At 29.9% G+C, this 16410-nt stretch carries 14 protein-coding genes; 2 read left to right on the top strand and 12 right to left on the bottom strand.

Going from position 1 to position 16410, the window contains the following annotated elements; genetic code table 11:
* Positions 1 to 11 precede the first annotated feature (11 nt).
* The 12 genes from FGL08_RS05305 to murG form a co-directional block, all read right to left on the bottom strand.
* Complete coding sequence (locus tag FGL08_RS05305; RefSeq protein ID WP_138209789.1) at positions 12 to 2027, bottom strand: chemotaxis protein CheA; 2016 nt, start codon at positions 2025 to 2027, stop codon at positions 12 to 14.
* 12 nt (positions 2028 to 2039) lie between these two features.
* A complete protein-coding gene (locus FGL08_RS05300) occupies positions 2040 to 2807 on the bottom strand; it encodes a CheR family methyltransferase (RefSeq protein WP_138209788.1) in 768 nt (255 codons plus the stop codon).
* A 2-nt stretch (positions 2808 to 2809) separates the two neighbouring features.
* A complete protein-coding gene (locus FGL08_RS05295; protein ID WP_138209787.1) occupies positions 2810 to 3883 on the bottom strand; it encodes a protein-glutamate methylesterase/protein-glutamine glutaminase in 1074 nt (357 codons plus the stop codon).
* 19 nt (positions 3884 to 3902) lie between these two features.
* Entirely contained in the window at positions 3903 to 4391 is a 489-nt protein-coding gene (locus FGL08_RS05290; RefSeq protein WP_138209786.1) for a chemotaxis protein CheD, read from the bottom strand.
* A gap of 9 nt (positions 4392 to 4400) precedes the next feature.
* The gene (locus tag FGL08_RS05285) at positions 4401 to 4850 is read right to left on the bottom strand and encodes a chemotaxis protein CheW (RefSeq protein ID WP_415578638.1); all 450 of its coding nucleotides are present in this window, start codon (positions 4848 to 4850) and stop codon (positions 4401 to 4403) included.
* A gap of 36 nt (positions 4851 to 4886) precedes the next feature.
* Entirely contained in the window at positions 4887 to 6644 is a 1758-nt protein-coding gene (locus tag FGL08_RS05280) for a flagellar assembly protein A (protein ID WP_138209784.1), read from the bottom strand.
* Positions 6645 to 6774: 130 nt separating this feature from the next.
* A complete protein-coding gene (locus FGL08_RS05275; protein WP_138209783.1) occupies positions 6775 to 7605 on the bottom strand; it encodes an aminotransferase class IV in 831 nt (276 codons plus the stop codon).
* Positions 7606 to 7635: 30 nt separating this feature from the next.
* Complete coding sequence (locus FGL08_RS05270; protein WP_138209782.1) at positions 7636 to 8277, bottom strand: HAD-IB family hydrolase; 642 nt, start codon at positions 8275 to 8277, stop codon at positions 7636 to 7638.
* Between the two features lie 70 nt (positions 8278 to 8347).
* Positions 8348 to 8734 (bottom strand): DUF1292 domain-containing protein, encoded by a 387-nt coding sequence (locus FGL08_RS05265; protein WP_138211277.1) that lies wholly within the window; start codon positions 8732 to 8734, stop codon positions 8348 to 8350.
* A 252-nt stretch (positions 8735 to 8986) separates the two neighbouring features.
* Positions 8987 to 12526, bottom strand: a complete 3540-nt coding sequence (nifJ, locus tag FGL08_RS05260; RefSeq protein WP_138209781.1) for a pyruvate:ferredoxin (flavodoxin) oxidoreductase — start codon at positions 12524 to 12526, stop codon at positions 8987 to 8989.
* 493 nt (positions 12527 to 13019) lie between these two features.
* Entirely contained in the window at positions 13020 to 14534 is a 1515-nt protein-coding gene (locus FGL08_RS05255; protein WP_138209780.1) for an MBL fold metallo-hydrolase RNA specificity domain-containing protein, read from the bottom strand.
* Between the two features lie 24 nt (positions 14535 to 14558).
* A complete protein-coding gene (gene murG, locus FGL08_RS05250; RefSeq protein ID WP_138209779.1) occupies positions 14559 to 15635 on the bottom strand; it encodes an undecaprenyldiphospho-muramoylpentapeptide beta-N-acetylglucosaminyltransferase in 1077 nt (358 codons plus the stop codon).
* Positions 15636 to 15875: 240 nt separating this feature from the next.
* Here murG and FGL08_RS05245 point away from each other — a divergent pair, with 240 nt between their 5' ends.
* Positions 15876 to 16073: an alpha/beta-type small acid-soluble spore protein gene (locus FGL08_RS05245; RefSeq protein ID WP_138209778.1), complete on the top strand. Its 198-nt coding sequence runs from the start codon at positions 15876 to 15878 to the stop codon at positions 16071 to 16073.
* 132 nt (positions 16074 to 16205) lie between these two features.
* Positions 16206 to 16391 carry an alpha/beta-type small acid-soluble spore protein gene (locus FGL08_RS05240; protein ID WP_138209777.1) on the top strand — a complete coding sequence of 62 codons (186 nt, stop codon included), beginning with the start codon at positions 16206 to 16208 and terminating at the stop codon, positions 16389 to 16391.
* Positions 16392 to 16410 lie beyond the last annotated feature (19 nt).

The following is a 16410-nucleotide window of genomic DNA, read 5'->3' as shown; positions in this document are numbered from 1 at the left end:
AAATCCTCCTCCTAAATTAGAGCAGACACATCTAGAATAAGGGTTACAAGTCCATCTCCCAATATAGTAGCTCCTATATACTCTTTTACACCTTTAAGGGTTTTTCCGAAAGGTTTTATTACTATTTCTTGCTGACCTAACAAATCATCAACTAATAATCCTACAGTCTTTTCCCCTACATTTACAATAACTATATATTTTTTATCGGACTTAATTTCTTGTAAATTTAGTTTTTTATCAATTCTAATTAGTGGAATTACTGAATTATTATAAATTATTACCTCTTTATTATTAGTTCTCTTTATTAAATCTTCTTTAAAATTAATAACTCTATCAATATAACCTAAAGAAATAGCTAAAGTTTCTTTTTCTACCTTAACCAATAGGGCTTGTATTATTTGAAGGGTAAGTGGAAGACTTACAATAAAACTTGTACCTACACCCATTTCTGAAATTACATCTACTGTTCCACCAAGAGCTGTAATCTTAGTTTTTACTACGTCCATTCCAACTCCCCTGCCAGATATATCTGTAACTTCTGTATTAGTACTAAATCCCTGATGAAAAATCAGATTTTTAATATCATTTTCACTCATACCTTCAGTGTTAATTCCCTTTTCCTCAGCCTTTGATCTTACTCTATCAACATCTATTCCCCCACCATCATCTTCAACCTTTATAATAGCTTTTGTTCCTTCAGGATAAGCAGATAGCTTAATTTTCCCTACTGGATTTTTACCATTTTTAATCCTAGTTTCTTTCTCTTCAATACCATGGTCTGCAGCATTTCTTAGTAGATGGATTAATGGCTCACCTATTTCATCTATGACGGTTCTATCTAGTTCAGTTTCTTGTCCTTTTACTATAAAATCAATCTCTTTTCCTAAATCCATAGAAATATCTCTTATCATTCTAGGAAACCTATTAAATACTACCTCTAAAGGAAGCATTCTTATTTTCATTACTAACTCCTGAAGATCCGATGTTGTTCTTCCAATTTGTTCTATGGTTTCATTTAGATCGTTTAACTTATGATTACTTGCTAACTGTTCTATTCTTGTTCTATGAATAACAAGTTCTGAAACCATGGTTAAAAACTTATCCAACCTCTCTAAATCTACCCTAACAGACTGATGAGATTTTTTATGTTGCATATCTTTATTAGGTTTCTTTTTTGTAGCACTATTTTGGGAAAGATTTTTTTCAATACTTTTTTCTTTTATAATACTTTCTTTATTTTTAGTATTAAACGAAACCTCATTTACTTCTATTTTTTTAACTTCAGATATTCCATTTAATATATTATATATTTCTTCAGAACTTTGAGTTGTTATAAATACAAGATTTATTTCAAAATCAAACTTCTCACTTTCAATATCGTCTGTACTAGGTGTAGACTTTATAATTTCTCCAAATTCCTCTAAAGATTTAAATATTAAGAAAGCTCTTGCAGATTTTAATATAGTGTTTTCACTTAAATTAATAAAAATAGAATACACATTAAATCCTTTATTTCTAGCCTGTTTTACAATACTTATATCATATTCATTCAATTCTATAGTACACTCATCGTTCTCTACATTTTTAATTGAACTTTTGCTATTATCTTTTATTTCTATAGACTTTTCATTATTAGAATTTTCATTATTGTTTTCTGATATTCCTTCTAATTTATTTATTAAGACATCTATCTCAATAGTATCATCTATACCTTCAGATATATTACTAACCATAAGTTCTAGGGTATCCAAACATTTAAAAAGTAATGTTACAACTTGTGCATCTACATTTAATTTCCCATCTCTAAATTTAGATAATACATCTTCCATTTTATGAGTAAGTTCTGCCATTTCTGAAAACCCCATAGTAGCCGCCATGCCTTTAATTGTATGTGCTACCCTGAAGATTTCATTTAACTTATTTTCATCTTTTGGATTTTGTTCCAGTTCTAAAAGAGCTTCATTTAAAACTTGTAGATTGTCCATACACTCTTCTAAGAACATAGATAGATATTGTGATGTATCCATATTGCATTCCTCCTATAACTTTCTATAAATAAAGGTAGAAGCTTTTTCAAAACCAAACTCTCTATAGTTATATATACTTTCAGTAGCACCTACAAATAATAAACCTCCACTTTTTAAAGATTCACTAAATTTTTTGTATATCCTATCTTTTACTTCCTGATTAAAGTATATAACTACATTTCTACACACTATAACATCAAATTCTTTCTCATAAGCTCCTAATATTAAGTCATGCTTTTTAAATGTAACCATAGACTTTAAGGTATCGGATATAATAAACTTATCTTCTTTATTTATAAAATACTTACTTAAAATATCTGGTTTAATACCCTTTACCTCATCTTTGGTATATACTCCTTTTTTTCCTCTTAATAAAATGGTATCATCTATATCTGTTGCTAAAATTTCATGTCTAAATTTATAAGGCATTTCTTTTAAAATCATAGCTATTGAATAAGGCTCTGCTCCTATAGAACATGCGGCACTCCATACCTTAATAGCTTTATTTTCCTTTAACATATATTTTCTTAATAATTCCTCAAACTCTTTAAATATGTCTGGATTTCTAAAAAACTCTGTAACATTAATCGTTATGAAATCCAAGAACTTTTTCTTCTGAGATGGATCTGATTTTAAAAGCTTAATATACTCATCTACTGAACTAACGTTAACTCTATCCATTAAACTATTTATTCTTCTATGAAGCTGATTGGATTTATATGCTGATAAATCTATGTTAAATTCTTTCCGAACCCACTTTTCAAAATAAATTAGATCCATCACTAAACTCCTCTCTTAATTACTATCTCAGTTATTCTATCTGCAATTTCGTTAAGAGGTAATACCTCATCTATCTTACCAGTTTCAAAAGCAGCCTTAGGCATACCATATATAGTACAAGTACTCTCATCTTCAGAAATGGTAAATCCGCCCAAGCTTTTAACTTGAACAGTTCCTTCTGCTCCATCTTTACCCATACCAGTTAGAACTACACTTAAAAGCTTCTTCCTATATACCTTTGAAGCAGATAGAAAAAGCTTGTCTGCTGCTGGTCTAACTCCCCACATAGTAGGATCTAGATTTAAATGTATTTTTTTATCTAATCCAATTTCCATATGATATCCACCCTTGGCTATATAAACTGTATCCTTATCAATTATAATGCCCTCATCAGCTTCTACTACTTTTAATATAGAGTTACTATTCAACCTCTCTGAAAATGCTTTCGTGAATCCACTAGGCATATGCTGAACTACAAATATTGGAATACCTAGTTTGGGTAATTTCGTTATTACTTTATATAGTGCCTTTGGCCCTCCTGTAGACGCCCCTATAACGACAGCGTCTATCTTATGATTTAATTCTTTCCTTCTGGAACTCCTTCGTGGCATAGCCTTTTCTTGTAAATCTATATTTATACTATTTCTAGAAATAGATCTTTGATTTGGTTTTTTAATCTTAAGATAAGCTATCCTTATCTTACCTACAATATCCTCTTTTACTTTATTTATGTCTAAAGAAATTGCACCTGAAGGCTTTGCTATAAAATCAAAAGCTCCCGACTCAAGGCATTCCATTGTAAGCTCTGTTCCTCTTTTCGATACACTACTTAACATGATAACAGGAATATTATTTCCACTGCTCTTAATTCTCTTTAATGCTTCAATTCCATTTAAAACAGGCATTTCTACATCTAAGGTTATAACATCTGGTTTCTTATCTAACTTTTTAAAAAGATCTTCTCCATTTTTAGCTGTATCTATAACTTCCATATCTACTTCTTCATTTATCATGTCAGATATTATTTTTCTCATTAAGGCCGAATCATCAACAACTAATACTTTAATATTTTCCAATAAATATCACTCCACAATATTATATTTCTTTAACACCTACACCAACAGTTCTTATTTTAAATAATCCATTTGATGTATCAAACGTAACCGTTCTGCCTTTATTTCCACCAATATCCTCACTAATTATAGGTATGCCTGATTCTTTTAAAGTCTTTTTTACAGCAATACAATTTCTGTTTCCAATATCCATAATCATACTTTTATCAGCAAAATTGAACATTGAAGCACCACCAGCAATTTTAGCCTTTAAATTTCTTTTAATAGCTCCCTTATATAGAAGTTTATCTATTAAAATAGGAATAGCTAGATTTGCAAATTTCATTTCATTTGTAACATTTAAAAATTGAGTACTATCTGGCAACATTATATGTGCAAGTCCACCTATTTTCTTATATCCGTCATATATAACAATCCCAACACAGGATCCAAGTCCTACTGTAATTAATTGGTCTGGATTTTCTCCAACATTTAAATCAGCAATACCAACCCTAATTTCTTTAAATTTCATAATCTTCACCTAAACTTTTAAAAATTCTTTTTCTTCTTCAGTTAAAATACTATTTAGGTCTAAAAATATGATAATTTCGTCCTCATGTTTTATCAAACCTCTTATATAACGGTTAGATATTCCTGAAACTATATTTGGAGGCATTTTTATATCATCTAGGCTCACATCCCTAACCTCAGATACAGAATCTACTAACATACCAATCTTATTATTTTGAGATTTTACGACTATTACCTTAGATTCTTTTTTTGCTCCATTAAATTTAATGTTAAATTTTGTACACAGATTAACTATAGGTAGTATATCTCCTTCATAATTTATAACACCTTCTATAAAGCTTGGTGAATCTGGAAGTTTTGTTGTATCTTCATGTCCAAGTATTCTTTCTACTTCCATAATATCAGTTGCATAATACTCTTCATCTATTTTAAAAATAAGAACTTTAATTTCACCAGCAATCACTTTAGCCCCTCCTCCTAAGAATAATAATACAAATTATAGTTTTAACTTTTCTACTACTAATTCACCTTTTTCATCTAAATAAGCATGAACATCTTTACAAGGATATTCAATAATATGTTCTAAAGTTCCAACCGCAAATCTAGTATTTTGAAAAGCAACTTTAGCCCAAATTTGCCCTTCTCTTTCTACTTTAAGCTTAGTAGAAACTCCTGCGTCACTTCCTACATACATACACTTTATCTCATTTTTAGCTTTTAAAATTCCACCCCTTGCAACAGAGTTTATTCCCGTAAAATATATACTACCATTTGCATCTATGTTAGTTATATATTCACCTTTTCCCGTTATATATATATCTCCAGAAGATTGTATAATACTATTTTGTGCATATCTAAAATCTACATCTGAAAAATTTATTTTTTCATCTTTTATAATTTCAATTTCTTCTTTAAGTAATTTTTCCATATACATAATATCTTCCGAACTCTCTATAGATAAAGTACCTAATCCCAGTAGACCCTTCTTCAATATATTAATAAAGTTTTTATAAGTCCCCTTTTTTGCATATGACTTTTCTATACTAGTTATTATTACTGGTACATTTTTGAATTTATTTTCAATAAGGACTTTTATGATTTCTCCGGGCTTTACATCTTTACCCAAAAGGTTCTTATTTATTATCTTTTCCATAGTTAACCTAATTTCTCTTAGAATATTAGAAAGTAGTGTTAAGTCCTCATTCACCTTTATATTTACATTATCTTCTCCACCACAAATCACTTTGGAATATATAATATTCCCTCCAACAGAAATATTACCTTTAGATATAATTTCTGATCCCGATACATTTTTATAAACTTCAATTCCAGCTCCACTTTCTATTTTCATTCCATCCGATACAGCACCATAAACAATCACTGAACCACTAAAATTTATATTCCCAGTACTCAGATCAACATTCCCTTTAACTTCATGTACATGGTTAACTTTAAAAGTATTCCGTTTATACATGGGTTTACCATCTATAATAGCTATTATAGAGTCACCTTTAAGTTCACATCCACTACTACATTTAACTTTTACCATATTTCTTTTTTTACTCTTCACTATTTTTCCAAAAACATTTACTCCATCTATTCCTTCTTTACCCTTTATAATAGTAGCTATTACGTCTCCGCTTTTTACATATTGTATATTTCCTATAGATTTATAATCTATATTACCCTTAGAATCTTCTTTAAAACTTTTCTGAACTATAAAATTTAATTTAATAGTATCATCTGTACCATCTACAGGTTTTTTCCCTGTAGCTATTATGCAGTCTTTAACATACTCTTCTTTTATACATTTTTCTATGTTATTTCTTAAAATTCCATATAGTATACCCTTATCTAATAATACTTTTTCGATTTCCTCCCTAGAGAATTTTGGAGGAAGTTCCTTGTCTAAAACTTCATATTTTAAATTTACGATTTTATCTTCTTCTTCATCTCTTAAAGTGTATATTAGCTTTGGTTCATATGAAATATCCATATAAGCTTTCATTTTATCTAATGATAAACTTATATTTAGATTTCTTTTACCTACAGTAGATGGGAAAAAAACTTCAATTTCACTATTAGCGAAAACTTCTTTTTTAAAAGTAACTTCTTCTTTATCCACCATGAGTTTTAGTCCTTTAGATGGAGTTATAACAGCTGGCTTTCCATTTTCCTTAGGATTAATTACAAATATCTTGCCTTCTTTAATATATACCTTTCCATCTAAGTCAATAGTATTATTATCCTGCATTATATTTCACTCCTCAAAATCAATGTTTTTAGAGAGAATTAAAATTATAAATTAGGATTGTGCCTATAACACAATCCTATAAGTTTTCCTATTCTATTATCGTATAACTTTTTAATTACTTTATTTAAAATTATTTAAAATAATTATTTTTTATAAACTTAATGTCCTCTTCTATTACTTTATTAAAGAATTTCATAATATCTATAATAATTTTATTTTTAGGATTAAAACTAATAGTTTCAACTTTATTTATAGGAAGGACTTTAGGTGATGTTCCTGAAATAAATAATCCCTGTAGAGAATTTATTTCATCATCTTTAACATATTTTTCTTCAAAACTTATACCTAGATCCTTTATAACATTTATGATTTTATTACGGGTTATTCCTGGAAGAACGCCTTCTACAGGTGCAGTTAATACTACATCTCCTTTAACCATAAAAATATTTGACTTACTTCCTTCGGTAATATTTCCGTTCTTATCTATTAATATAGCCTCATAAGCATTTTCTTTCTTAATTTTTTCTGTAACAGTTTTTCTAAAACTCATATCTACAATTTTGGCATTAGGATTTTTTCTTTCCCCATTATATAAAATAGTTTTTACCCCATCTTCATATTCTTCTTCTGTAGGATAGTAGTGTGGTATAAAATATATTGCATATTCTAAAGAATTGGAGTTTAAAACTATCTTAATATTACCGAAATCTATTTCATTACTAGCTGAAAGTTCCCTAATATGTCTAAATACTTCTTCCTGTTTTATAGGACATTGAATATTTATTAGGGAACATGAATTATGTAACCTATCCATATGTTCCTTTAAAAAAAGAGGAAAACCTTCTATAATTCTTATAACCTCATATACAATATCTCCCTGATTAAGAATCTCTTCTAGATTTTTTTCTTCTTTTTCTAAACTTCCATTAAAAATATAAAATTGCTTTCTAGCAGAAGACATTTTAATACCTCCATTTTTATTGATTTTTTACTATTTCCAATTTAATATTTCTATATCATCATATTTTTTATTATAGTTAATTAAATAGGGTTTTCCTACTAATTTAAAAAGAGGTAAATCTGCTAAGGAATCTGAGAACATATAGGAATTTTTAAAATCAACATCTATATTCTTTTCTTTTATATAGCTCTTAAGACGTCTAACCTTTTCTTCTCCCTTACAGTTTTCACCTTCTAGCTTATTTTGGTATATGCCATCTTTTTTACTAATCCTAGTGCCTATTATCTTATCAACTTCTTTAATATTATATAAAGATTTTAAATAAAATTCTGGAGATGCAGAAATTAATATAACTTTACATCCCTCTTTCTTTAGTTTTGCTATCATATCTATAGAATCCTTATATATTATTCTACATAATACCTTTTCATAAAATTCCTTTACTATGTCTTCCATATCCTCTTCTCTTATACCTCTTATAAACCTAGTAAATATTTCTTTTGTTTTTTTCTCATCATGAAACTTTAATACATAGAATAACCCTGAGAACACAGTTCTTGGTATATATATTAAAAATTTAGGATGTTTCTTAAGCATAAATTTATAAAATTCCAATAATGTTTCTTTTCTTGTTAAAGTAAAATCTACATCAAAGATTGCAAGTTTCTCCAAAGTAATCACTCCATATAATATAATACTCCATATAAAAAGCCGCTGCGTATGCAACGGCTCATTTATTATCTTATTCTTCTGCAGCAACTAAATTTTCGTAGTACTCTCTAACATCTTCAAATTCTTCTTCTGAAGGTACTACTAATTCACCGTCTTCATCGTCTCCAACTACTTCAAATATATAATAAGTATCTTCCTGTGGATTTAGTAAAACTGCATATTCTTTATCTTTATAATCAAAACCATCGATTATTTCACAAGTAATAACATTTCCCTCTTCATCTTCAAGTTCTACAGTTAATGTTTCAATTTCATCTCCACATCCACAACCACATGATTCGTGAGAATGTTCTGCTTCCTCATGACAACCACATGATTCATGAGAGTGTTCTATTTCTTCGTGGCAACCACATTTATTTACTTCACCATTGCAAGTGCACTTGTTTTCTTTATCCATCATATTTAATTACCTCCTATTTTGGTTTATGGTATAATAATACCCTTTATTTAAGAATATTAAAAGAGTTTTTTATAAAATTTTTTCTTTTTAACAAAACTTTTTATATTATTCTTTTAAAAGCTTCCTACTTTAATAATTACCAAAACTATTTTATTTATTCCTTATAATTATTTATAAGCCTTTATAATAAAAAACATGAGATTAAAATAGGAGACATAGAATTGTTCCATGTCTCCTATTAATTATATCTTATTGATCTTTTGCAAGTTTTTTATAGTTTTCTAATCTTTCCATTGCATCTTTTTCAGTTTTCTCAAATAATTCTTGAGCTAACTCTGGTTTGATTTTTTCAAGTGATGCATATCTTACTTCACCTTTTAAGAAATCTATGAATGATTCTTTTGGTTCTTTAGAATCTAAGACAAATGGATTCTTACCTTGGTCTTTTAATGTTGGGTTATATCTATATAATGACCAATATCCGCAGTCCACAGCTCTCTTTTCTTCTAATTGGCTACTACCCATACCAATTTTAATTCCATGATTTATACATGGAGCATATGCTATGATTAATGATGGGCCTGGATAATTTTCAGCTTCTGTTATTGCTTTAATAGTTTGGTTCTTATCTGCACCCATAGCTATTTGAGCAACATAAACATATCCGTAACTCATTGCCATCATACCAAGATCTTTTTTCTTAGTTCTCTTACCACCAGCAGCGAATTTAGCTATTGCTGCAGTAGGTGTAGCTTTTGAAGATTGTCCACCTGTATTTGAGTAAACTTCTGTATCAAATACAAGAATGTTTACATCTTCTCCAGATGCAAGTACGTGGTCAACTCCACCAAATCCGATGTCATATGCCCAACCATCTCCACCAAATATCCATTGAGATTGTTTAACTATGAAGTCTTTCTTTTCTAAGATTTCAGCAGCTATTTTATTTTCTTTTTCTGCTTCTAACATTGGAAGTAATTTATCTCTTAACTCTTTAGTTTTTTCTCCATCGAATCTATTACCTAAGAATTCTTTTAATGTATTCTTTAATTCATCACTTAAATTACTTTCTTGAGCTTCTTGAGCAAGTCCAAATATTCTTTCTCTCATTTGGGTTGATCCTAAGAACATACCAAAACCAAATTCAGCATTGTCTTCAAATAATGAGTTAGCCCAAGCTGGTCCACGTCCGTTTTGATCTACTGTATATGGAGTTGCAGGAGCACTTCCACCCCATATTGATGAACATCCTGTAGCATTAGATATCATCATTCTATCACCAAATAATTGAGTTATAAGTTTCGCATATGGAGTTTCTCCACATCCTGCACAAGCACCTGAGAACTCAATTAACGGAGTTTCAAATTGGCTTCCTTTTACAGTGTTTTTATTCATTGGATTTTTCTTAGCTGGAAGCTTAATAGCATAATCAAATGCACTTTGTTTTTCTAATTGTGGCTCAATTGGTTTCATAATTAAAGCTTTTTCTGGTGCTGGACATACTTGTGCACAGTTACCACATCCAGTACAGTCAAGTTGGCTTATTACTATTGAGAATTTGTATTCTTTAATTGTTGGTCCACCATTAGCTTGTTTAACCTCTAAAGTATCTGGTCCATTACTTACCTCTTCTTCTGTCATTAAAGCTGGTCTAATTACAGAGTGTGGACAAACATAAGCACATTGGTTACATTGTATACATTTATCTACTTGCCACTCTGGAACATTTACTGCTATTCCTCTTTTTTCATATGCAGCAGTTCCTGGAGGGAATGTACCATCAACACCTTCTGTAAACGCACTTACTGGTAGCATGTCTCCTTCTTGTCTATTTATAACTTCAACTATATCAGTTATAAATGCTGGTTTTTGTTCTTTTGATTCACAGCCACATTCACAAGAATCAGATTCAGTAGCTTCTTTCCAACTTTCTGGAACATTAACTTTAACTATAGCATCTATTCCTTTATCTATAGCATCATGATTCATTTTAACTATAGCCTCACCTTTTTTACCATAAGAAGTTACAACAGCTTCTTTTAGGTATTTAATAGATTCTTCTAGTGGAATGATATTCGCTAGCTTAAAGAAAGCAGCTTGCATTATCATGTTAATTCTTCCACCTAAACCGATTTCTTGAGCTATTTTAACTGCATTAATTGTGTAAAGGTTTATATTATGTTCTGCAATATATTTCTTCATTTTTACTGGTAAATGTTTGTCTAATTCTTCTTCATTCCATATACAGTTAAGTAAGAATGTTCCTCCGTCTTTAATACCAGCTAAAACGTCATATTTGTTTACATAAGATTGGTTATGACAAGCTACAAAGTCTGCTTTATTTATTAAATAAGTAGATCTTATTTTATCTTTACCAAATCTTAAGTGAGATACTGTTATACCACCTGACTTTTTAGAGTCATATGAGAAGTATCCTTGAGCATACATGTCTGTATGGTCTCCAATAATTTTAATTGCTGATTTATTAGCTCCAACAGTACCATCTGATCCAAGACCCCAGAACTTACAAGCTCTAGTACCTTCAGATGCTACATCTAATTCTTCTCCAACTGGTAATGATGTGTAAGTCACATCGTCAGTGATTCCAATTGTAAATCCATTCTTTGGTTCATTTGATTTTAAATTCTCAAATACAGAAACTATTTGAGCTGGAGTTGTATCTTTTGAACCTAGTCCGTATCTTCCACCAACTATAAGTGGTTTCTCATTGCATCCATAGAATGAATGAGTAACATCTAAGAATAATGGCTCCGCTATTGAACCTGGTTCCTTAGTTCTATCAAGTACTGCTATTCTATTAACAGTCTTTGGTATGTATTTATGGAAATGTTCAATAGAGAATGGTCTATATAAATGTACAGAAAGTAAACCTACTTTTTCACCTTTAGCATTTAAATAATCTATAGCTTCTTCTATAGCTTCACAAGCTGATCCCATAGCGATAATCATTCTATCTGCATCAGCAGCTCCATAGTAGTTGAATAGGTGATAATCTGTACCTATCATTTCATTAACTTTTCCCATGAAGTGTTCTACAAGTTCTGGTAATTGCTCATAGTATTTATTTGAAGCTTCTCTACCTTGGAAATATATATCTGGGTTTTGAGCAGTACCTCTTGTTACAGGGTGTTCTGGATTTAAAGCATTATTTCTAAACGCCTTAATGTCATCTTGAATTTCTTCTGCAAGTTCTCCAAGTTGCTCATAATCCCAAGCTTCAATTTTTTGAAGTTCATGAGATGTTCTGAATCCATCAAAGAAGTGCATGAATGGTACTTTTCCTTTTATTGCAGAAAGGTGCGCAACTGCTGCTAAGTCCATAGCTTGTTGTACACTACTTGATGCAAGCAATGCAAATCCTGTTTGTCTAGCCGCCATTACGTCTTGATGATCTCCAAATATTGAAAGTGCATGTGTAGCTAATGCTCTAGCACTAACATGGAATACCCCTGGTAATAATTCACCAGCTATTTTGTACATATTTGGTACCATAAGAAGTAATCCTTGAGATGCTGTAAATGTTGTAGTTAAAGCCCCCGCTTGAAGCGCTCCGTGAACCGCCCCTGCAGCACCCGCTTCTGATTGCATCTCCATAACTTTTACTGGTTGTCCAAATAAATTTTTCTTTTCTTGTGATGACCATTCATCAGCTTTTTCTCCCATTGGAGAAGAAGGCGTGATTGGGTAAATGGCAGCTACATCAGTAAATGCATAGGCTACATGAGCAGCGGCAGTATTACCATCCATAGTTTTCATTTTTCTATTCATCGCAAACCCTTCTTTCTGAATGTTTTATAAATATTTGTTTTCTATAATACAAGTATACCTTATTTATTGCAGTATACAAAAATTATTATAATTATAATTACAATAGAACAATTTTGATTTTTCAAAACCTTCTACCATTATTAAATATAACACTTAAACTCACCTCATGTAAATAGTTAATATAATATTTATTACTATTTTTGAAGGTTATTTATAAATGATAATGTCTATCATTCTATATGCTATCTTGCGTATATATTATATAACACTTACTTCATTATTAAAAACTTGTTATTTAGGTATTCCATGCAATTATATAAAAATGTACTATATTTAAATATACAAACCTTATTTTATCTTCTATTCTAACTACATACAGATTCTTTATTATAAATCCTCTGCTTATTAATCATGATTAATAAATATACGTAAAAAAGATTGAGCTTTATAATTACTCAATCTTTTTTACTATCTTAATTAATATATTTAAATATTATTCTTTTAAAATACTCGATAATTTATCTAATAAAATACTCTTATTAATTTCATTTACCTCACCAAAGTCTTCTAGTTCTTTTAAAATAGCATTTTTAATCGAATAATCTCTAATTTCTTTTTCATTAATAAAGTAAGTTTCACCTAAGCTTGCTATCCTAACTTTGTATTCTTCACCTTTTAGAAGATTATAAAAACTCTCTTGTTCTACTTTTTCTCCATGAACTAAAATAACTTCTTTAGGTTTCTTTTTCATATTATCTATAAATTTATAAAGACCTGCCCTATCAGCATGGCCAGATAACCCTGGAAGATTATATATATGGGCATTTACAGCAATTTCTTCTCCGAAGAGATTAACTTTTTTACTTCCATTTAAAAGAGATCTCCCTAACGTACCTTCTGCTTGGAAACCAACAAATACAATAGAAGATTCTTCTCTCCAAAGATTATGTTTAAGATGATGTCTTATTCTACCCGCTTCGCACATTCCACTTGCAGATATTATAACTGCACTTTTATCTATTTTATTAATAGCCATGGACTCTCCTGGAGTTGTGGTAAATTTTAGACCTTGAAACTTAAATGGGTCATCTCCATTTAGTATTTTTTCTTTTACACCGTCATTAAATTGGTCGTAATTTTTTTCAAAAATTTTTGTAGCCTGTATGGCAAGTGGACTATCTACATATACATTTATATCCTTAATTATATTATTTTCAACATAATTATTTAATATATATAATATCTCCTGGGTACGCCCTACTGCAAAAGATGGTATGACTACATTGCCCCCCCTATTAAATGTATCTTTAATTATATTTGCAAGTTCTACATATTCCCTTTCTATAGCCTCATGATATCTATTTCCATAAGTTGTTTCCATAATTACATAGTCCGCATAATCTATTGTTGAAGGACTCTTTATAAGTGGAAGCTCCTTATTCCCTAAATCACCGGAGTATACGAGTTTGAATTCTTCTTTTCCATCTTCTTTAATAAATAATTCTATTATAGAAGATCCTAGAAGATGCCCTGCATCTTTAAATCTAACTTTAAGACCAGGAAAAACTTCTATGATTTCATCGTAGTTATATCCAGTAAATAAATATGTTGAAAGTTCCGCTATTTTAGACGTATATAAGGGTTCCTCTGGAGGAAGACCCTGTCTCTTTCTTTTTCTATTTTTCCACTGAACATCCATCTCATGTATATACCCACTGTCAGGTAACATAACAGTACATAAATCACGAGTTGGTTTAGTACATAAAACCATTCCTTTGAATCCCTGTTTATAAAGTAGCGGTATTCTTCCACTATGATCTATATGAGCATGTGATAATATGACAAACTCAATTTCTTTAGGATTAAAATTAAATCTTTGGTTTTCTAATTCACTTTCATCTTTTCCTTGTAAAAGTCCACAATCTAAAAGCACTTTCCTATCATTTATAATTAACATATGACAAGACCCTGTAACTCGTTTTGCAGCCCCAAAGAACTTAATTTTCAATATACTACCCCCAAATAAATTTTTCTACTTTTTAAGAGCATAATTTTTAATTAATTCTACAATGTCATCAACAGCTTTAACACCTTTACTTTGTTCCATATTGTCTATATATGTTTTTTTATTATTCTTAAGCTCCATAAGTTTCCCAAATAATACTTCTTTATTTAAATCTTCTTCCTTTATAACCATACTATATCCCATCTTTTCAAAAGAGTTAGCATTTAAAATTTGATCTCCTCTACTTGCCTTTTGAGATAAGGGTACTAAAATATGTGGCTTTTTTAGAGCTAAAATTTCAAATATAGTGTTAGCACCTGCTCTTGATATGAAATAATCTGCAGTATTCATAAAATGCTTTAATTCCTCACTTACATACTCAAACTGTCTATAGCCTTTTATATTATCCATACTGCTATCTAAATTCCCTTTTCCACATATGTGAATTATATTAAAATTTTCTAACAGCTTATAAATAGATTCTCTAATAGCTTTATTTATTACAATCGAACCTAAGCTTCCGCCTATTACAAGTAGGACAGGCTTTTCTTCGCTAAAGCCACAAATCCTATATCCTTCCTCCCTTTTACCTTGAAAAAGCTCTTCTCTAATTGGAAGTCCTGTAACTATTCCTTTGTCTCCTTTAATGTATGGTAGAGTTTCTGGAAAAGTTACACACACTTTATTACAAAATGGAGTGGATATCTTATTTGCAAGCCCTGGAGTCATGTCACATTCATGAGCTATAACTGGAATCCTATTAAGTTTTGCTGCCATAACTACAGGTACTGATACAAATCCACCTTTTGAAAAAACTATATCAGGTTTTTCTTTTCTTATAATCTTAACAGCATCTACCATTCCCTTTAAAACTTTAAATGGATCTGAAAAGTTTTTTAAATCAAAGTATCTTCTTAGTTTACCACTTTCTATAGCAAAATATGGAATATTCTCCTGTTCTATTATTTTTCTCTCTATTCCATTCTTACTTCCTATATATTTTACTTCGAATCCCTCTTGTTTTAATTTAGGTATTAGTGCTAAGTTGGGTGTTACATGTCCTGCTGAACCGCCACCTGTCATTATAATTTTATACTTTTTCATATGATCACCCTATCTTTTATTTAAGAAAAATATTTTTATTACTCTTCATTATATCATTATATATTCACATTAATAATAAGTTCTTTTCAATATTATTTCAATATTAACTTTTACAATCGCATTTTTTCTATTCATTGGAATAATAGGTATATCATATCTTTCATACCGTGAAAAACCTAAAATAAAATTTCTATATACGGTTAAAATAAGACTACAACGAAGCAAAGGAGGTGAAACAACATGGCATCATACTCAAACAAAACTTTAGTTCCAGAAGCTAAAGGTAAATTAAACCAATTCAAAATGGAAACTGCTAGAGAGTTAGGTGTTCCACTAAAAGAGGGATATAATGGAGATCTAACTAGTAAGCAAAATGGTTCAGTTGGTGGAGAAATGGTTAAAAAAATGGTACACCAATATGAAAATAACTTAAAATAGTTTTAGAAACAAATTCCTAAACTAACATTACAAAACTAGTAAAAGTGCTAATAAATCAAGATTTAATGGTAATACTAATAATGCAACACAAAATAGTTTAAAAATTAGTTATGGTAAAGGGAGGAATTTAAAATGGCTAGAAATAAAAATTTAGTACCAGAAGCAAGACAAGGATTAAATAACTTTAAAATGGAAACTGCAAAGGAATTAGGAGTAAACTTTACTGAATATAACGGTGACTTAACTTCTAAAGAATGTGGTTCTGTTGGGGGAGAAATGGTTAAAAAAATGGTTGAACAATACGAAAGAAATCTTTAATTCTAGGATTGTAAATCAT

Origin of the sequence: Hathewaya histolytica, from assembly GCF_901482605.1 — a bacterium.
GTDB classification, from domain to species: domain Bacteria; phylum Bacillota; class Clostridia; order Clostridiales; family Clostridiaceae; genus Hathewaya; species Hathewaya histolytica.
This window is presented reverse-complemented; position numbering and strand designations above follow the sequence as displayed.